Below are 17,890 nucleotides of genomic sequence, written 5' to 3' on the forward strand. Positions count from 1 at the left end.
ACCGAGTTGGAGGCGCGCACAAAGGTGTTGGTGGCGGCCGAGCCGGTGTAATCAAGGATCAATGTGCCCACGCCGGCGGCGGCGAAGGGGTCGGCATTGAGGTAGTTCTGCCAGCTGGGGGTGGTGTCGCGGCCGATGCGCAGCTCGCCGAAGGCGCCAGCCAGGCTGACGGTGGCGCGGCGGTTGAAGGTGAGGCCGCCGGCGGCGATGTCGGAGCGCTGGTTGTTGGTGGTGGTGCCGCTGCTGCCGATGCCGCTGGCGGGGTTGATGGCGCCCTCAAGCCAGAAGCCGGCGCTCAGGCCGCCGCCCAGGTCTTCGACGCCGCGAAAGCCGAGGCGGCTGGCGCTGTTGCCGGAAGGGGAGACGCCGGAGACGCGGCCGGCGTTGGTCTTGACGTTTTCATAGGCGAGGTCGAGCACGCCGAACAGGGTGACCGAGGACTGGGCGAGGCTGAGGCCGCAGGCGCTCACGGCCGCGAGGGCGACAAGGGTTTTTTTCATTTCAAAGGTCTCCGTTGTGGTTGGGGGAAAAAGGGATGGCCATCAGGGTGGCTGGGCTCAGGCATCGGGCTTGACGCCGGCCTGCCGTATCACCCGGCTCCAGAGGGTTTGCTGCTGTTGCAGCCAGGTGGCGTAGTCCTGCGGGCTGTTGTCCAGCGGATCCAGCCCTTGCTGGCGCAGCAACTCGCTCACCTCGGGCTGGCGCAGGATGCTGGCGATGGCCTGGTTGAGCCGGTGCACGGTGTCGGCCGGGGTGCCCGCGGCGCTGAACACGCCCTGCGAGATCCAGGCCTCGAAGCCGGCAAAGCCGGCCTCGGCCACTGTGGGCACCTGGGGCAGCTCGGCGATGCGCTGAGGCGAGGTGACGGCCAGGGGCTTGAGCTTGCCGGCCTTGATCAGGCTGGCCACCGTGGCATAGCCGGTGAAGACCAGGTCCACCTGGCCGCCCACGGTGTCGTTGATGGCCGGGCCGGAGCCCTTGTACGGGATGTGGTTGAGCTGCAGGCCCGTGGTGAGCTTCAGCAGCTCGGCCGCCAGGTGGGGCGTGGCGCCATTGCCCGAGGAGGCGATCGACAGGCTGCCGGGCCGGGCCTTGTCCAGGGCCAGCAGCTCGGGCAGCGATTGGGCGGGCAGGCGGCTTGGGCCCACCAGCACCAGCGGAAACTGGGCCAGGTTGATGACGGGCTGCAGATCGCTGCTGCTGTAGGGCAGTTTGGGAAACAGCGCCGGGCTGATGGTCAGCACGCTGGCGTCGGCCAGCAGCAGGGTCTGCCCGTCGGGGGCTGATTTGGCCACATAGGCCGCGCCGACCGCGCCCCCGGCACCGGGGCGGTTGTCCACGATCACGGGCTGCTTCAGCAGGGCTGCCAATCGGGGCTGCAGGATGCGGGCCAGGTTGTCCGAGCCGCCTCCGGTGCCAAAGGGCACGACCAGGCGCAAGGTCTTGTCCGTACCCTGCGCCAGCGCCGGGGGCAGCCCCCCGAGCAGCCCGAGCCCGGTGGCCAGCCAGGCTCGGCGCGAGGCCATGGCCCGGTGCTTGGCGTGCTGAACGCTGTGCCCCGTGGGGGCTGGGTGGTGTTCATTCGACACGGATGTTCGCCTCGGTGATCAGGGTCTGGGCCTTGCGCATCTCGTCGCGCTGGAAGCGCTCAAAAGCCTCGGTGTCGCCGCCGCCGGCGATCAGGCCTTGCTGGTTCAGCCAGTCTTTCATGTCGCCGCCCAGGGCCTTGTTGATCTCCCGGTTCAGGCGCTGGCGGAACTCGGCCGGTACCTGCGCCGGTACCCACAGGCCGTACCAGCTGTAGAACTCGAAGTCGGGCACGGTCTCGGCGGCCGCGGGCACGTCCGGCAGGTTGGTCGCCCGGGTGGCCGAGGTCACCGCGACCACCCGCAGCAGCCCGCTGCGGTGGTATTGCAGCGAGCCCAGGATGGGGTCGATGAAGCCGTCGATCTGCCCCCCCACCAGGTCCTGGAAGGCCGGTGCCGTGCCCTTGTAGGGCACCACCGAGTAGTTCAGGCCTGCGCTGCGCCTGAGTTGCTCGGTGGCCAGGTGGCCGGCCGAGCCCACCGAGCCCACGGCGAAGGTCAGCGGCTGGCCTGACTTCTTGGAGTAGGCGATCAGCGACTTGAGGTCGGTGACCGGCAGGTTCTTGTTGATCGCCACCGACAGCGGTGCCTTGGCCACCAGGGCCACCGGCGCGAAGTCGCGCGTCACCGCATACGGCACCTGCTTCATGGTCATGGGCGCGGTGGTGAAGGTGGAGGCGTTGAACAGCACGGTGTAGCCGTCCGCCGCCGCCTTGGCCACGGCCTGGGCACCGATCACGCCATTGCCCCCGGGCCGGTTGTCCACCATCACGGCCTGGCCCATCTGCTCGCTGAGTTTCTGGGCCAACTGGCGGCCCACCGCGTCCAGCGTGCCCCCCGGCGGGAAGGGGATGACCATGCGGATGGGCTTGCCCGGGTAGGCCTCGGCCGCTGCCGCCGGGCCCACGGCCGCGCTGCAGCCCAAAAACAGGGCGAGCGCTGCCCGCCACAAGCCGGTTGCTTGCTTCATGTCTGTCTCCTTTTATTTGACTTTTTGATCTCTAGAGCGAAGCGCCACCACACATCACGATTTGCTGGCCGGTGATGGCCCCCCCCAAAGGCCCCAGCAGGAAGGCGGCCAGACCGGCCACCTCTTCGGCCTGTACCAGCCGGCCGATGGGCGGCAGCCGGGGCGGGCTGCTGCTGCGCCCGGGCTGGTGCAGGAACGGCGTGTCGGTGGCGCCGGGCGCGATCACATTGGCGGTGATGCCACGCGGCGCCAACTCGGCCGCCCACGACCGCACCATGCCCAGCAGCGCCGACTTGGTGGCGGCATAGGCACTGCGCCCGGCCGCCCCCTGGGCCACCCGGCTGCCCACCAGCACGATGCGGGCGCCGTCGCGCAGCTGCGGCAGCAGGGCATCGGCCAGCACCTGGGCGGCCAGCACATGCACGCGCCACATGGCGGTGGCGTCGTCCACCGACAGCGCGCCCAGCGGCGCGGTGCGCATGAAGCCGGCGGCGTGCACCAGGCCGTCCACCGTGCCCAGATCAGCACAGGCCTGGGCCAATCGCGCGCTGTCGTCCAGGTCCACCGGCAGCCAGCGCAACAGTGCATGGGCTGTGGGTGGGGCGCTGCGGCTCAAGCCGGTCACCCGCCAGCCCTGCGCCAGCAGGGCTTGGGCGATGGCCCAGCCAATGCCGGAGGACACGCCGGTCAGCACCGCGTGCCGCGTCGGCTGGGGGGCGTCGGCCATCATGCGGCCTGGCGGAATCGGGCGGCCACGGCGTCGGCCCCGGCGATCAGCAGGTGCAGGTCGGTGCCCACGCCCACCATCGTGGCGCCGCCTTCAAAGTAGTGCTCGGCCTTGCCATCGGCGGCCAGCACGCCGGCGGCCTTGCCGGCGGCGCGCGCGGTCTGGAAGGCCTGGGCAATGGCGGCCTGCACCTCGGGGTGGCCGGCTTGCCCGCGGTAGCCCAGGCTGGCCGCCAGGTCGGAGGGGCCGATGAACACCGCATCCACGCCCGGCACGCGGCAGATGGCATCCAGGTCATCCAGCGCCTCGCGTGATTCGATCTGCAGCACCAGGCCGATCTCGTCGTTGGCGCGCGCCATGTAGTCTTTGTAGCGGGTGTAGTTGCCGGCCCGGGTGCTGCCGGCCACACCACGCAGGCCCTCGGGCGCAAAACGGGTGTAGGACACGGCTTCGCGCGCCTCGGCCGCGTTGCGGATGTTGGGCACCATGATGTTGGGAGCGCCTGCATCCAGCACGCGCTTGATCCAGCCCATGTCCAGGATGGGCACGCGCACGATGGGGGCCACCGGGCGGCCGCGCACGGCCAGCAGCTGCTGGCCCACGTCCACCAGGTCGGTGGGGCTGTGTTCCATGTCGAACAGCAGCCAGTCGAAGCCCGAATCGGCCAGCACCTCGGCGATGGGCTGGTGGGCAAAGGTGACCCACAGACCGACCTGGCGGCGGTTCTGTTGCAGGGCCTGTTTGAAGGTGTTGCTGGGCAGAGAGCTGGGGTTCATGTCAGTGCTCGGGTGAGGGGTTTCAGATCAGGGCGGCGTACAGGGCGCGCATGTCGTCGCGGCTCAGGGGACGGGGGTTGTTGTCCAGCAGCCGGGTGACCTTGGCGGCACCGTCGACCAGGCCTTCCAGGTCGGCCGGCTGGATGTTCAGGCTGCGCAGCGTGGCGGGCACGCCCAGGTCGTGGTTGAGATCGCGCAGGGCCTGCACAAAGGCGCTGGCGGCCTCGCCGTCGCTCAGGCCCTCGACCGGCAAGGCCATGGCGCGCGCCATGGCGGCAAAGCGCACTTCCGAGCCGACTTGGTTGAAGGCCATGATCGAGGGCAGCAGGATGGCGTTCGACAGACCATGCGGCATGCGGTACTTGCCCCCCAGCGGGTAGGCCAGGGCATGGACCGCCGTGGTGCTGGAGGTGGCGATGCACACCCCGCCCCAGTAGGCCCCCAGCAGCAGGTCGGCACGGGCCTGCAGGTCGTCGCCCTGGTGCACGGCACGGCGGATGCTGCGCGCGATCAGGCGGATGGCCTCCAGCGCGTACAGATCGCTGAAGGGGTTGGCCTTTTTCGAGCAGTAGCACTCGATGGCATGGGTCAGCGCATCCATGCCGGTGGAGGCGGTCACAGCTGGCGGCAGTGTCAGGGTCAGGCGGGCGTCCAGGATCACCGCGTCGGGCATCAGGCGGGCGCTCACGATGCCCACTTTCAGCTCGTCTTCCGCCACCAGGATGATGGAGTTGGGCGTGGCCTCCGAGCCGGTGCCCGAGGTGGTGGGCACCATCACCGTGGGCAGGCCGCGCGCCGTGATGTCGGCCTTCTTGCTCAGCAACTCGCGCAGGTCCAGCGGGTGGGCCAGCAGCACGGCGATGATCTTGGCCACGTCCATGGCACTGCCGCCGCCGATGCCCACCACCAGGTCAAAGGGGCCGGCTGCGCGGGCCTCGGCCTCGATGGCCTGCACATCGGCCACATCGGGTTCGGGCGGGGTGCTGGCGATCAGGCTCACCTGCAGGCCGGCGGCCTGCAGCTGCTGCAGCGGGGCGTTCACCAGGCCAGCGGCGGCCACGCCTTTGTCGCTGATGATCAGCACGCGACGGGCCTGGAAGAAGCCTTGCGCCAGTTCGGTGAGTTGCTCGATGCTGCCGGGGCCGGCGATGACGCGGCCCGGGTTCAGCAGGGCGTAGGGGGTGGAGCTCATGGAGGGTGGGTCCTTCAGTTCGTTTGTTTCACCCAGTCCGGCATCACCCGCGCGTGGCGGATGTGTTGGCGGAACACGGTGTAGGCCAGGTGCAGGGCGCCGTCGGCCGTCTGCCGCAGCGAGGGGTAGGAGTACTCGCGGTTCAGGCGCTGCTCGGAGTTGTTGCTCAGGCAGTGGCCGTCGCCTTCTTCAAGATGACGCTGCCAGGGCCAGCTCAGGCCATCGTCTTCCGACAGGGCCAGGGTCAGGGGCGCGCGGGGCGCACCCCAGAAGGCCCGCCGGGCCAGGGGCTCGGCAGCTTCCGGCGTCGGGGTGGCCCCGGCCGGCTGGTGCTCGTCGAGTTCGTCGTACAGCGACTCGCGGCGGGCCGTGGCGTTCAGCGCGCTGCTGGCGTTGAAGATCATGGCCAGTCGGCCGTCGGCCAGGCGCAGGGCCTGGATGGACGAGTTGTTGTTGGGCAGTGGGGTGGTCTGGGGCGCGCTCCAGCTCAGGCCGCCGTCTTCGCTGGTGGCACGGTACACATGGTCAGCCCAGCGGCTGCGGAAGAAAGCCAGCAGGTGTTGGCCACCCTGGGCGGCCGGCACGATGTTCATGTGCACGCAGCCCAGGCTGTCGGGCACTGCTATCCACGACCAGCTCTGGCCCTGGTCGGTGGAGCGCAGCACGGCGCTGTCGTCCAGGCTGCCGTCCCAGGCCTGGCCCGGCAGGGTGCGGCAGCGGAAGACGGGCAGCAGCCAACTGCCGTCGGCCTGCACCTGGACGGGCTGGCGCACAAAAGTGCCGGCCGGCGCGGCGGCCAGGGTCTCGGTGGGGCCCCAGCTCAGGCCGTTGTCGTGCGAGATGCGCCGGCGCACCAGGGCCGTGTCCTGGTTGCCCGCCAGCTGGGCGGTGTGCAGCAGCCACAGGGTGCCGTCGGGCAGTGGGAACAGGATGGGGTTCTGCTCGGAGCGATCCGGGTCGTCGGACAGCTGCACCGGCGCGCTCCAGTGCTGGCTGCCTTCGCTGCCCGCATTGCCCTGGCTCAGGCGCGACATGAACACGCTGATGTCCGAGCGCCCCTCCATCGAACCCCCAAACCAAACGCAAGCCAGCGTGTCGTCGGGCAACACCATCAGGTTGGCGGCATGGGCCTGCACCCGCAGCGACGGGATGTCGGCCACCAGGCGAAGTGGGTCCGCCGCGTGGGGTGTCAGTTGCCCGGCTATCATGCCGCCACCTCGGCAGCGGCGCTCACCGCACGCTGGCCCTTGATGAGCTTGAAGGCGTACTCGGCGGCCTCGACCAGGCTGTCGGCACTGGCCACGCCCTTGCCGGCGATGTCGAAGGCCGTGCCGTGGTCCACCGAGGTGCGCAAAATCGGCAGCCCCAGCGTGATGTTGACCCCGCTGATGGCTTGCCAGGCCCCTGTGGCCGGGTCCACCTGAAAGCCCATCAGCTTGACCGGGATGTGGCCCTGGTCGTGGAACATGGCCACCACCGCGTCGTATTGGCGCGCGCGCAGCTTGATGAACACGGTGTCGCCGGGCCAGGGGCCCGAGAAGCCCCGGTCGGCGTACTCGCGCACCACGGGGGCCACGATCTCGTCGTCTTCCTTGCCCAGGATGCCGCCTTCACCGCAGTGCGGGTTCAGCCCGGCCACGGCGATGCGCGGGTTCTCGATGCCCAGTGTGCGCAAGGCCTGGTGGGTCACGTCAAAGACCCGGCGCAGGCGCAGCGGGGTGATGCGCTTGGGCACATCGGCCAGGGCGCAGTGGGTGGTGACATGGGTGACGTGCATGTCGCCATGGGCCAGCATCATCACGGCGTCGCGCTGGCCGGTCAGGTGGGCCAGCATCTCGGTGTGGCCCTCAAACAGGTGGCCGGCCATGTGCAGGGCCTCTTTTGACAGCGGGCCGGTCACGATGGCATCGGCCTCGCCCGCCTGCACCAGTGCCACGCCCTTGGCCACGGCGCGGTAGGCCCATTCGCCGCCCACGGCGCTGATCTGCCCGGTGACCACAGGGGTGTGCACCGGGCCCACATCGACCATGCGGTAGAAGGGGCGGCCCTGGTCGTCGGGCGCCAGGCCCATGCGCAGCTCGGCCTCGTGCATGGCCTGGGCGCTGCCCAGCACGATGAACTCGGCCAGGCCATTGCGCGCCAGCTCGGCCATCTGGCGCGTGGCCTTGGCCGTGATTTCGGGGCCGATGCCCGCCGGGTCGCCCATCGTGAAAGCGAGTCGTATCGGTGCAGTCATGTTGTCAGTCCTTCAGGGTGGATGGGGGTGTCAATCCGGTTTGATGTTGGCCGCCTTGATCAGGCGGCCGATGCGTTCGTATTCGCCGGGCAGGAAGCGCGCCAGCGTGGCCGTGTCGCCCGCAGCCACCGTGATGCCCACGCTGTTGAGGCGGCTCACCACGTCGGGGTTCTTCAGGGCGCTGCCCAGGGCGGCTGAGAGTTTGGCCACCACGGGCTTGGGGGTCTTGGCGGGTACAAAGATCGCGTACCAGGCCGAAAAATCGAATTGCGGGTAGCCCGACTCGGCAAAGGTGGGCACCTGGGGCAGCTCGGGCAGGCGGGCGCTGGCCCCCACGGCCAGGGCACGCACCTTGCCGGCCTTGAGCAAGGGCATGCAGTTGGTGGCGGTGTCGAAGATCACCGGCACGCGGCCGCCGATCAGGTCCAGGATGTGGGCGTTGCCACCCTTGTAGGGCACATGCGTCATCTTGACCTTGGCCTGGTCGATGAACATCTCGCCCGCCAGGTGCAGCGGCGAGCCGTTGCCCGACGATCCATACATCACCGCGGTGGGGTCTTTCTGGGCGGCATCGGCCACGTCCTTGAGCGTCTTGAAGGGCGAATCCAGGTAGGTGATGGCGATGATGGGGGCGCTGCCGATCAGGCCCACGGGCTCGAAATCCTTCAGCGGGTCGTAGTCGGCCTTGAGCAGGTTGGGGCTGGCCGCGTGCGTGGCCAGGCCACCCACCAGCAGGGTGTGGCCGTCGGCCGGCGCGCGCGCCACCACACCAGCCCCCAGCAGGGCGGCGGCACCGGGGCGGTTGTCGATGATGGCGGTGCCGCCCAGGGCCTCGGCCATCTTCTGCCCGATCAGGCGACCCAGCATGTCGTTGGCGCCCCCCGCGGGGTAGGGCACCACAAAGGTGAGGGTTTTGTTGGGGAAGGGGGCCTGCGCCCATGCTGCACCTGCCAAGGCCGAGAGCATCCAGGCGCCGGCACCGGCAGCCAGGAGATCGCGGCGTGAAGCTTTGTGGTAGATCATGGTTTGTCTCTGGTGTTATTAAAGCAAAATAAGGCATGTTGAGGCGTTTTTGCGCCTTCGAATGCTTCAAATTACGCCACAAAGCTTCAAAAACGGTCATTATCGTTTACCCGGATGAGCAAATCCGTCACGATCAATCATCATTCGCGGGCTTCTCTTGTCAACCCTTCCAAAATCCACCATGAACACCGAGTCGGCGCCTTCGCCCCTGATGCCTGTGCAGCGGCGTCAGCACATCATTGACTTTCTGCAGCGGCACGGCGCGGTCACCATCACCCAGTTGGAACAGGCCCTGGGCGTGTCGCTGTCGACGCTGCGGCGCGATCTGGACACCCTGGCCGGCGAGGGCGTGGTCGACCGCACCCACGGCGGGGCGGTGTTGCGCCAGCAGGTCGCGAGCTATGGCACCTTCGAGCCCGAAACGGCTGCTGCGGCCGAACTGTCGCCGCGTGAAAAGGCCGCCATTGGCCAGATGGCGGCGCAGCAGTTGATACCGCAGCAAAGCGTGATCTTTGACAGCGGCACCACCGTACTGGAGGCCGCCCGGGCCGCCGTCAAGCGCGGTATCCCCCTCACGGCGGTCACCAACGACCTGGCCATCGCCCAGGTGCTGGGGCAGTCACCCCACATCCAGGTTCATGTGCTGGGTGGCACGCTGCGGCCCAACAGCCCCACGGTGATCGGCCAGGCCCTGGTGCACCAGGCCAGCGCTTTTCAGGCCGACCTGTTGCTGATGGGGGCCCATGCGGTCACCCACGACCTGGTGTCGGAAACCTCGGCCGAGGTGGCAGCCGCCAAGCAGGCCCTGATGCGGGCGGCCCACAGGCGCGTGCTGCTGGTGGATTCGTCCAAGTTCAGGCCCCGGGCCTTCATGCAGTTCGCCCGGCTGCAGGAGATCGACCAGCTCATCACCGACACCGGCCTGCCCGCCGCCGACGAAGAACGCCTGCGGGCCCTGCCGCTGCAGCTGAGCGTGGTGCCCGCATGAGCCGGCTGCGCATACTGGCCGATGACCTGACCGGCGCGCTGGACTGTGCGGCCGCCTTTGGTGCCGGCGTGCCGGTGCACCTGGGCCAGCCGGCTTCGGTCACAGTGCCGGGGCTGGACGTGGTGGCCACGGCCACCCGGGATGTGGATGCGGTGCAGATGCAGGCGCTGCTGGCGCCCTGCCTGCCCTGGCTGCAGGGGGCCGACATCGCTTTCAAGAAGGTGGACAGCCTGCTGCGCGGCAACACCCTGGACGAGGTCGATTGGCTGGCCCGGCAGGGCGGCTTTCAGGGCCTGGTCATGGCGCCGGCATTTCCGTCACAGGGTCGGGTCACCCGGGGCGGCCAGCAATGGTGGGTACGCCCCGGCCAGGCTGACACTGCGGTGGCCACCCAGCTGGCGGATGGCTTGCGGGCCCGGGGCTGGGCGGTGCACACCGGCGCTGAGCGCCCGCAGCCCGACGGCGCTCTGAGCGCCTGGATTCCCGAGGCTTGTGGTGATGCCGATCTGGACCGCATCGCAGGGCTGGCAGTGCGTGACCACGGTGCCTGGCTGTGGTGCGGCAGTGCCGGTCTGGCACAGGCCCTGGCCCGCCAGCTGCCCTTGCCGCCGTGCTTGAACAGCGAACCCCTGCCTGCTGCAGCGCCGCGCCAGACGGGGCCGCTGGTGCTGGTCAGCGCCAGCCACCATGCGGTGTCGCGCGGGCAGTGGCTGCAATTGCGCCAGTCCCCGTGGGCAGTGCATTGCCACAGCGGTGTGGACTCGGTCGCCTGGACGCAGGCAGGCCCGGGCCAGCCGCTGCTGCTGGATCTGTGTGCGCCAGAGCCCCTGAGCCCCGAGCAGGCGGCCCGCCTGCTGGCTCGGCAGGCGGCCACCATCGCGCTGCATGCGCCCGTGCCACACACCTTGGTGGTGGTGGGGGGCGACACCTTGCTGGCGCTGTGTCAGGCCCTGGGGGCCCGTGGGCTGCAATCCGGCCAGCCGCTGGCGCGTTCGGGCTGGGGCTGTGCCCGCATGGTGGGTGGGCGATGGGACGGCGTGCTCTGCCACAGCCGCTCCGGCGCCTTTGGCCCCGAGCAGGATCTGCGGGAGGTGGTGGCCTTGCTGGACCTGCCGCCAGGCGGCGGCCCCACTGCGCGGGTGGCGCAGACCGGCTGCGTTGCCTAAGGCCGGTACAGCCAGGGCCCGGAGCCCAAGAACACCAACTCGCGGCCCAGGGTGTTGCGTTCGGCGTCCTTCCACACACTGCAGCGCACGCTGGGCCCGGGCAGGATTTCGCATTCGCCGGCCGGGTACGAAAACTCGGCGTTCAAGGCCTGGTCGTAGACCTTCTCGACCGTGTACAGGGCCCGGTCCGGCGCGCCTTGCACCCGGCCCGAGGTGACAAAGAACCAGGCCCGCCCTCCGTCCTTGAGCGCGAAGATGAATTGCGGGCCGCCTTGGGCCCCCACCTTGACACCCAGGAAAGGGCTGCACTGGGGGGCCGTCGCCGCGCCCAGGTAGAAGGTCCGCGAACACTGGCCTTCAAGGCGGTAGTTGCCTGCCGCCATCCTGGAAGGTGCCTGTGCCTGCGCAGTGCACGGCAGGGTGCCCGCCAGTGCGGCCAGAAGCAGACCGCAGGCGGTGGTGAGGAAAGTCAGGCGTGCCTGAAGTCGGGCGTCGGGTGGGTTGTTGGTCATGGTTTCGGGTCAATGGGATGGCCTGTTGCCCAGGCATGCCCCGTGCAGTCCTGAAACGGCATTGACACGGCATTGAAACGGGATTCAGACCGCATTCAAGCCACATTCAAACGACATTCAGACGTCATCCAAATGACACTCAACCGTCATTCAGACGCACAGAACATAATGTGCATCATATCAATCACCATTAATCATAAAAACAGTCAAATGATATTGGGCGCAGTTCAGGATTCTCCGATTACGGCATGTCAATCCATCGAACACGCTTCAGAAAATCAGAAATCGGCCGAATAAGAGAAAGCGTTTCTGATGATTCATGCACAAATCAATTTTTGCCGCGATGCCCAGGCCCACCGTGCTGGGGATGTTGCGATGGGGGCAGCCGGCATTTGGGGTCCTGATCATTGCCACCATGTGGTTTCTCGGGTGGACTTATCTGCAACAGGACCAGCAGCGGACCGAGGCAGAGGCCTACCGGCGCGCCGAAGCTTCCACCCAGGCTTATGAGTCGTACATCCTGCGGGCCTTGCAGCAGATCGACCAGTTGGCCGAGTTGGTGGCGGGCAATGCCCAACTGACCCGGTCGGACGAATCACTCACCACCCTGCTGCAGCAGGCTTTGCAGCACCAACCCAGCCTGGGCAGCCTGTATGTGACCGATGAACAGGGCGAGGTGGTGGCCGCAGCCCTGAGCAAGGGCAAGGTGACGGCGGCGGGCTCGGCGGCTGACCGCCTGTATTTTCAGGTTCACAAGGAGCGGCGCGTCCAGGGCCTGTATGTGGGCCAGCCTGCCATCGGCCGGGTCAGCCGCAGCTGGGTGATCCATCTGAGCCGGGCCCGTTTCCATGCCGATGGCGCGTTTGCCGGCGTGGTGGTGGCCACCGTCAACCCCCAATACCTGGTGGATTTCTACAACGAGGCCCAATTCGGCCAGCGTGGGCTGGTCAGCGTGACGGGGATCGATCAGGTCTTGCGGGCCCGGCGCAGCGGTACAGCCCTTCAGTTTGGTGACCATGGCGGTCAGACGGCCTTGGCCCGCCAGATCGAAAAATCACCCAAAGGGGTATTCCTGGGGAAAAGCCACGTCGATGGGGTATTGCGTTTCATCTCTTATCGGGTGGTGCCGCAATACCAGCTTGTGGTTTATACGGGCTTGGCCTCGGATGAGGTATTTGCCCATTACCAGATCAGAAGCGAGCGGCTGATCGAGTTTCTGAGTGCGGCCACCTTTTTCATCTGCCTGGTCACGGCGGGCTTGACGCTGCTGGCGATCCGGCTGGAGCAATCCCGCCGCCGTGCCAGCCTGGCCGAGGACAGATTCCAGGCCGCGGCACACGCCCAGCTTGATCCTTTCATGATGCTGGCGGCGGTCCGGCTTGAGGATGGCGGCCTCAGCGGCTTTCGCTGCGATCTGGCCAACCCCCGCGCCCAACAATGGATGGGCGACACAGGCGCCAGCCTGGTGGGGCAGGTGGTGGAGCCGCTGATGCCCGCCGTGCTGCGGCCGCATCTGGGCCGGCTGTATGCGCAGGCGCTCAACACCCGCACCGCCATCGAAGATGAGTTTTCGTGGCACACCCCGCAAGGGGATGTGCGGCGTGTGGTGCAGCAGATCGTGCCGGTGGGCGATGGCCTGGCGATCACCTTGCGCGATGTCACCCAGGCCCATGCCCGGGAGCAGTTGCTGCAGGAACAGCGTGCCGCGCTGGAGAAAAGCGAGCGGCAACTGCTGGCCATCACCAACAACGTGCCCGCGCTGATCGCCTGCGTCGACCTGGATCTGGTCATCACCTTTGTCAACGACACCTACCAGCATTGGTACGGCCCGGATGCGACGCCCCCCTTGGGCAAGGCCTTGTCTGAGCACTGGAGCCCGGCCCTGTGCGAGCAACGCATGCCTTATGTCGAGCGCGCGTTGGATGGCGAGCGTGTCGAGGTCCTGGTCACTTCCGAAACCACCGGCGGCCTGCGCACCTTGCAGAACATCTACATCCCCGACTGGAGCAGCGACAGTGTGGTGCAGGGCGTGTACATGCTCAGTTTCGACATCACCGACTTCAAGCGCACCGAGGCCGAACTGTCGCGCCTGCTGTACCAGGATGCCCTGACCGGGCTGGACAACCGGCTTCGGCTCAATGAGGCCCTGCCTCAGGCCATTGCACGCGCGCGGCGCTCGGGCAGACACATCGGCCTGCTGTTTCTCGATGTCGACAGGTTCAAGAGCGTCAACGACACGCATGGCCACGCCATCGGGGACGAGGTGCTCAAGAAGATCGCCCGGCGGCTGACACTGGCCGTGCGCGAGACCGATCGGGTGGTGCGCCTGGCGGGCGACGAGTTTGTGATCCTGCTTGAGGACCTGGGCAGTCCGCAGGAGGCCGACGGGGTGGCGGCCAAGATCGTCGAACAGTTCAAGGCCCCGTTGGCGCTGGACAAGATGGCCTTGCAGGTCACTGTCAGCGTGGGCGTGGCCTGCAGCGATGGCACCACGGCCGCCGATGGCAAGGAGTTGCTGAAGCTGGCAGACACCCAGCTTTATGTGGCCAAGGCGGCCGGGCGCAATGCGTTTGCCTCCAAAGAGGCTTGAGTGCTCAGGGGTGGCGCTCGCGCACCAGTTCGATGAAGGCGCGCAGGCCCGCGGGCACCAGGCGCTGGCTGGGGTAGTACAGAAAAAAGCCGGTCTCGGCGGGCCGCCAGTCGTCCAGCACGGTGATCAGCCGGCCGGCCGCCAGGGCTTGCTGCGCGTACTGCTGGTAGACAAAGGCCAGCCCCAGGCCTTGTTCGGCGGCCTGCACCATCAGGCGCATGTCGCCCAGCGCCAGCGGGCCGTCCACCGCGACCTCGATGCGCTCATCGCCCTGGGCAAACTCCCAGCGGTAGAAGGTGCCGTTCGGAAAGCGCAGGCGAATGCAGGGGTGCTCGATCAGCTCGCGCGGGTGGGCCGGCCGCCCATGCCGGGCCAGGTGCTCGGGTGAGGCCACGACGATGAAGCGCTGCGGCGGCCCCAGCGGCACGGCCACCATGTCCTGCTGCAGGCTCTCGCCAAAGCGCACGCCCGCGTCAAAGCCCCGGGCCACGATGTCGACCAGGCTGTCGTCGCCCACCAACTCCACCCGCATGCCGGGGTGCCGGGCCAGAAACAGCGGCACCAGCGGGGCCAGCACCCAGTCGCAGGCCGCCCGCGGGGCGTTGATGCGCAAGGTGCCATGGGGCGAAGTGCGCAGGTCTTCGATGGCCGCCAAAGCCTGGGTGATCTCGGCCAGCGCCGGGGCCAGGCGGGCCAGCAGGCGTTCGCCGGCTTCGGTGGGCGCCACGCTGCGCGTGGTGCGGTTCAGCAGGCGCACGCCCAGGCGGGCCTCCAGGGCGCGCAGCGTGTGGCTCAGCGCCGAAGGCGAAACGCCCAGTTCGGTGGCGGCCTGGCGGAAGTTGCGCGTTCGGGCCACGGCAGCGAAGGCGTGCAGATCGTTCAGGCCGGCAGGCTTGGGCGCCTGGGAGGCAGGGGATGATGTCATTGTTGAAAATTGTTCAACAGCTCATGTTTGATTGTGCGTATTGTTGCATGTGTCTTTCGGGCTTACGCTCGCGGCCATAGAGGCACTCGATCAACCCAGGCGGCCCGGCGCCGCCACCCAAGACAGGAGTTTTCGCATGCAACAACGTCAATTGGGGGCCGGCGGCCCCTTGGTCTCGGCCCTGGGCCTGGGCTGCATGGGCATGAGCGAGTTCTACGGGCCCAGCGACGACGAGCAGTCGCTGCACACCCTGGCCCGCGCATTGGAGCTGGGCATCACCCTGTTCGACACCGCCGACACCTATGGCCTGGGCCACAACGAGTCGCTGCTGGGCCGCTTCATCGAACAGGGCGGCCCCGCCCGGCGCCAGCAGATGGTGGTGGCCACCAAGTTCGGCATCGTGCGCCAGGCCGGCCAGTACGAGCGCCGCATCGACAACTCGCCGGCCTACATCCGCGCCGCCTGCGAGGCCTCGCTGCGCCGGCTTGGGCTGGAGCGCATCGATCTGTACTACTGCCACCGCCGCGACCCGGCCGTGCCCATCGAAGAGGTGGTGGGCGCCATGGCCGATCTGGTGGCCGCCGGCAAGGTGGGGGCCATCGGCCTGTCAGAGGTGTCGGTGTCCACGCTGCGCCGGGCCCATGCCGTGCACCCGGTGGCGGCGGTGCAGAGCGAATACTCGTTGTGGAGCCGCGAACCCGAGCAGGGCCTGCTGGCCGCCTGCGCCGAACTGGGCACCGCCTTTGTCGCCTACAGCCCGCTGGGCCGGGCCTTCCTGACCGCCACCGTCGACACGGCCCAATTGGCCGACAACGACTTCCGCAAGCACAACCCCCGCTTTGCGGGTGAGGCCGAGGCCCACAACCGCCAACTGGTGGCCGCGCTGGGGGGCTTTGCCGAGGCACGCGGCCTGAGCAACGCCCAGGTCGCACTGGCCTGGCTGTTGAACAAGGCACCCCATGTGATCCCGATCCCGGGCACCCGCCGCATCCACTACCTGGAGAGCAACGCGGCCAGCGCGGGTATGGCGTTGTCCGCCGATGAGATGGCCTGGCTGGACCGCCTGTTCGATCCCGCCGCCGTGGCCGGGGCCCGCTACCCGGAGGCCGGCTTTGCCGGCGTCGAGCGGGGCTGAAGGCGTCAAGCCGTCCCGGCGGGCTCGGCTGCTTGGGCCAGTTGGGCCAGCTCTTCCTCGGGCATGCCGTAGGCGGTGAAAAAGGTCTGCAGCGCGCGTTTCACCGCCTGCTTGATGCGGGCGGGCGGCATCTCGGTCTCGATGCCCATCAACAGCGGCGCGACGGTCTCACATTCGAGCAGGGCGCTGAGCTGCAAGGTGGCGAGCATGGGGTCGGCCTGGCGCAGTTTGCCGCGGTCCATCTGCAGCTTCAGAAATGCGGCGATCTGTTGCATGCCCTCCTTGGGCCCTTGCTCGTGGAAGCGCTGACCGATGTCGCTGCGGCCTGACTCGGCAATCACCAGGCGGCGGGTCTGGATGGCGCCCGCCGAGCACAGAAACCCCACCACCTGCTCACCAAAGACCTGCAGCGCCCGGGGCAGGTTCTCGTTGTCCTGGTTCAGCGCCGACAGCATGGGGTCGAGCTGCTGGTGCGCGGCGTGGTGCATCACGTCGACGAACAACTCTTCCTTGGACTTGAAGTAGCTGTACAGCGTGGCCTTGGACCCGCCGGTCACCTTGGAGATTTCGGCCATCGAAGCGCCCTCAAAACCGGCCTCCATGAACACCTTGGAGGCCGCTTCCAGGATGGCCTCGCGCTTTGCCTCGGTCTTGACTCTCATTCTTTTAATCCTTTAATGAACCAGGGTGTTTAGTTTTGCTTGACTCCATCGGGGGGCTCAATCTAACATGGCGCCACTGTTTTAAACATACCGTACGGTTCGGTTAAGACAAAAAGCCGTCATTCGCAGCATGCACTTACTGGAGTCCAACCCATGCCCCACCCACTGCGCCGTTTCCTGAACCTCCGTTCGACCAGCACCGTGCTGGCCTTGTCCTGCCTGCTGAGCGCATGTGGCAAGCCGCCGGGCGGTCCACCTCCCGCTGCGGGCACCCCGGTCATGGGCGTGATGGCGGTCAAGTCCCAGGCCGTGGGCTTGAGCACCGAACTGCCGGGCCGCACGGTGCCCTACCTGATTGCCGATGTGCGCCCCCAGGTCAACGGCATCATCAAGACGCGCAGCTTCCGCGAGGGCAGCGACGTCAAGGCCGGCCAGACGCTGTATGAAATCAACCCCGCCACCTACAAGGCCGCCTACGACAGCAGCGTGGCGGCCCTGGGCAAGGCTGAGGCCACCCTGCAATCCACCCGCCTGAAGGCCGAGCGCTACAAGGAGCTGGTGGGCATCAATGCCGTCAGCAAGCAGGACTACGACGACGCCTTCGCCGCCCTGGGCCAGGCGCAGTCCGACGTGGCGGCGGCCAAGGCCAATGTGGAGAGCAGCCGCATCAACCTGGCCTACGCCCGGGTGGATGCCCCCATTTCGGGCCGCATCGGCAAGTCCACGGTCACGCCCGGGGCGCTGGTCACGGCCAGCCAGGCCACGGCCATGGCCACCATCCAGCAACTCGACCCCATCTATGTCGACCTGACGCAGTCCAATGCCTCTTTGCTGCAGCTCAAGCAGGCCCTGGCCCGGGGCGACTTCAAGAAGGCCGGCGCCACCGCCGCCAAGGTGCGCCTGCTGCTGGAAGACGGCAGCGCCTACCCCCTGGAAGGCCGGCTGGAGTTCTCGGATGTGACGGTGGACCAGAGCACGGGCTCGATCACGCTGCGCGCGGTGTTCCCCAACCCCAAGGCCGATCTGCTGCCGGGCATGTATGTGCGCGCCGTGCTGCAAGAAGGCGTGAAGGAGTCGGCCCTGCTGGTGCCGCAGCAGGCGGTCACCCGCGATGGCGCCGGCAAGCCGGTGGCCTATGTGGTGGGCAAGGACAACAAGCTGGAGCGCCGTGCGCTCGAGACCGACCGCGCCATCGGCGACCAATGGCTGGTGCGCCGCGGCCTGAGCGAGGGCGAGCAACTGGTGGTGGACGGCCTGCAGCGCGCCGCCCCCGGCATCGAGGTGAAGACCGAGCCCTGGGCCCCCAAGGCCAAGCCTGCCGCAGCCTCAGCCGAAGCGTCCGCCAGTACGGCTCCCTCCACGCCGGCCGCTGAGACCACAGCGTCGGCCCGTTGATCGATCG

At 68.0% G+C, this 17,890-nt stretch carries 17 protein-coding genes; 5 read left to right on the forward strand and 12 right to left on the reverse strand.

The features are described 5' to 3' along the window. From L880_RS0106680 to L880_RS0106720, 9 genes are all read right to left on the reverse strand, one after another. A partial coding sequence (locus L880_RS0106680) for a porin (RefSeq protein ID WP_027475015.1) occupies positions 1 to 500 on the reverse strand: 500 nt, incomplete at its 3' end. Between the two features lie 57 nt (positions 501 to 557). Beyond that, complete coding sequence (locus L880_RS0106685; protein WP_157462656.1) at positions 558 to 1,589, reverse strand: Bug family tripartite tricarboxylate transporter substrate binding protein; 1,032 nt, start codon at positions 1,587 to 1,589, stop codon at positions 558 to 560. Beyond that, positions 1,579 to 2,556 carry a Bug family tripartite tricarboxylate transporter substrate binding protein gene (locus L880_RS0106690; protein ID WP_027475017.1) on the reverse strand — a complete coding sequence of 326 codons (978 nt, stop codon included), beginning with the start codon at positions 2,554 to 2,556 and terminating at the stop codon, positions 1,579 to 1,581. The genes L880_RS0106685 and L880_RS0106690 overlap by 11 nt, the downstream gene beginning before the upstream one ends. A gap of 31 nt (positions 2,557 to 2,587) precedes the next feature. Further along, positions 2,588 to 3,283 (reverse strand): SDR family NAD(P)-dependent oxidoreductase, encoded by a 696-nt coding sequence (locus L880_RS0106695; RefSeq protein WP_027475018.1) that lies wholly within the window; start codon positions 3,281 to 3,283, stop codon positions 2,588 to 2,590. Next, a complete protein-coding gene (locus tag L880_RS0106700) occupies positions 3,283 to 4,059 on the reverse strand; it encodes an HpcH/HpaI aldolase family protein (protein ID WP_027475019.1) in 777 nt (258 codons plus the stop codon). The genes L880_RS0106695 and L880_RS0106700 overlap by 1 nt, the downstream gene beginning before the upstream one ends. 22 nt (positions 4,060 to 4,081) lie before the next feature. After that, positions 4,082 to 5,251, reverse strand: coding sequence for an iron-containing alcohol dehydrogenase (locus tag L880_RS0106705; protein ID WP_027475020.1), 1,170 nt, complete (start codon positions 5,249 to 5,251; stop codon positions 4,082 to 4,084). Positions 5,252 to 5,265: 14 nt separating this feature from the next. Beyond that, positions 5,266 to 6,459, reverse strand: a complete 1,194-nt coding sequence (locus L880_RS0106710; protein ID WP_027475021.1) for a sialidase family protein — start codon at positions 6,457 to 6,459, stop codon at positions 5,266 to 5,268. Then, positions 6,456 to 7,487 carry a 4-hydroxythreonine-4-phosphate dehydrogenase PdxA gene (gene pdxA / locus L880_RS0106715; protein ID WP_027475022.1) on the reverse strand — a complete coding sequence of 344 codons (1,032 nt, stop codon included), beginning with the start codon at positions 7,485 to 7,487 and terminating at the stop codon, positions 6,456 to 6,458. Before pdxA ends, L880_RS0106710 begins: the two co-directional genes overlap by 4 nt. A 30-nt stretch (positions 7,488 to 7,517) precedes the next feature. Next, positions 7,518 to 8,510 (reverse strand): Bug family tripartite tricarboxylate transporter substrate binding protein, encoded by a 993-nt coding sequence (locus L880_RS0106720; RefSeq protein ID WP_027475023.1) that lies wholly within the window; start codon positions 8,508 to 8,510, stop codon positions 7,518 to 7,520. Between the two features lie 181 nt (positions 8,511 to 8,691). On the opposite strand from L880_RS0106720, the gene L880_RS0106725 reads away from it, so the two are divergent. Together L880_RS0106725 and L880_RS0106730 are read left to right on the forward strand one after the other, a co-directional pair. Continuing rightward, on the forward strand, positions 8,692 to 9,498 hold the full coding sequence (locus tag L880_RS0106725; protein ID WP_027475024.1) for a DeoR/GlpR family DNA-binding transcription regulator: 807 nt from the start codon (positions 8,692 to 8,694) through the stop codon (positions 9,496 to 9,498). Continuing rightward, complete coding sequence (locus tag L880_RS0106730; RefSeq protein ID WP_027475025.1) at positions 9,495 to 10,664, forward strand: four-carbon acid sugar kinase family protein; 1,170 nt, start codon at positions 9,495 to 9,497, stop codon at positions 10,662 to 10,664. The genes L880_RS0106725 and L880_RS0106730 overlap by 4 nt, the downstream gene beginning before the upstream one ends. Here the strand turns inward: L880_RS0106730 and L880_RS0106735 are convergent. Next, entirely contained in the window at positions 10,661 to 11,176 is a 516-nt protein-coding gene (locus L880_RS0106735) for a hypothetical protein (protein WP_027475026.1), read from the reverse strand. The two genes, L880_RS0106730 and L880_RS0106735, sit on opposite strands and share 4 nt — an antisense overlap. A 415-nt stretch (positions 11,177 to 11,591) precedes the next feature. Here L880_RS0106735 and L880_RS34275 point away from each other — a divergent pair, with 415 nt between their 5' ends. Further along, the gene (locus L880_RS34275; RefSeq protein ID WP_169737730.1) at positions 11,592 to 13,766 is read left to right on the forward strand and encodes a bifunctional diguanylate cyclase/phosphodiesterase; all 2,175 of its coding nucleotides are present in this window, start codon (positions 11,592 to 11,594) and stop codon (positions 13,764 to 13,766) included. Positions 13,767 to 13,770: 4 nt separating this feature from the next. Here the strand turns inward: L880_RS34275 and L880_RS0106745 are convergent, their stop codons facing one another. After that, positions 13,771 to 14,691, reverse strand: coding sequence for a LysR family transcriptional regulator (locus L880_RS0106745; protein ID WP_043328801.1), 921 nt, complete (start codon positions 14,689 to 14,691; stop codon positions 13,771 to 13,773). Between the two features lie 136 nt (positions 14,692 to 14,827). Here L880_RS0106745 and L880_RS0106750 point away from each other — a divergent pair, with 136 nt between their 5' ends. Further along, the gene (locus tag L880_RS0106750; RefSeq protein ID WP_027475029.1) at positions 14,828 to 15,826 is read left to right on the forward strand and encodes an aldo/keto reductase; all 999 of its coding nucleotides are present in this window, start codon (positions 14,828 to 14,830) and stop codon (positions 15,824 to 15,826) included. Between the two features lie 5 nt (positions 15,827 to 15,831). Here the strand turns inward: L880_RS0106750 and L880_RS0106755 are convergent, their stop codons facing one another. Continuing rightward, the gene (locus L880_RS0106755; protein ID WP_027475030.1) at positions 15,832 to 16,488 is read right to left on the reverse strand and encodes a TetR/AcrR family transcriptional regulator; all 657 of its coding nucleotides are present in this window, start codon (positions 16,486 to 16,488) and stop codon (positions 15,832 to 15,834) included. Positions 16,489 to 16,641: 153 nt separating this feature from the next. Between L880_RS0106755 and L880_RS0106760 the strand changes: the two genes are divergently transcribed. Beyond that, positions 16,642 to 17,883, forward strand: a complete 1,242-nt coding sequence (locus tag L880_RS0106760; protein WP_051443127.1) for an efflux RND transporter periplasmic adaptor subunit — start codon at positions 16,642 to 16,644, stop codon at positions 17,881 to 17,883. Positions 17,884 to 17,890 lie beyond the last annotated feature (7 nt).

Source organism: Curvibacter gracilis ATCC BAA-807 (assembly GCF_000518645.1).
Taxonomy (GTDB): Bacteria; Pseudomonadota; Gammaproteobacteria; order Burkholderiales; family Burkholderiaceae_C; genus Curvibacter; species Curvibacter gracilis.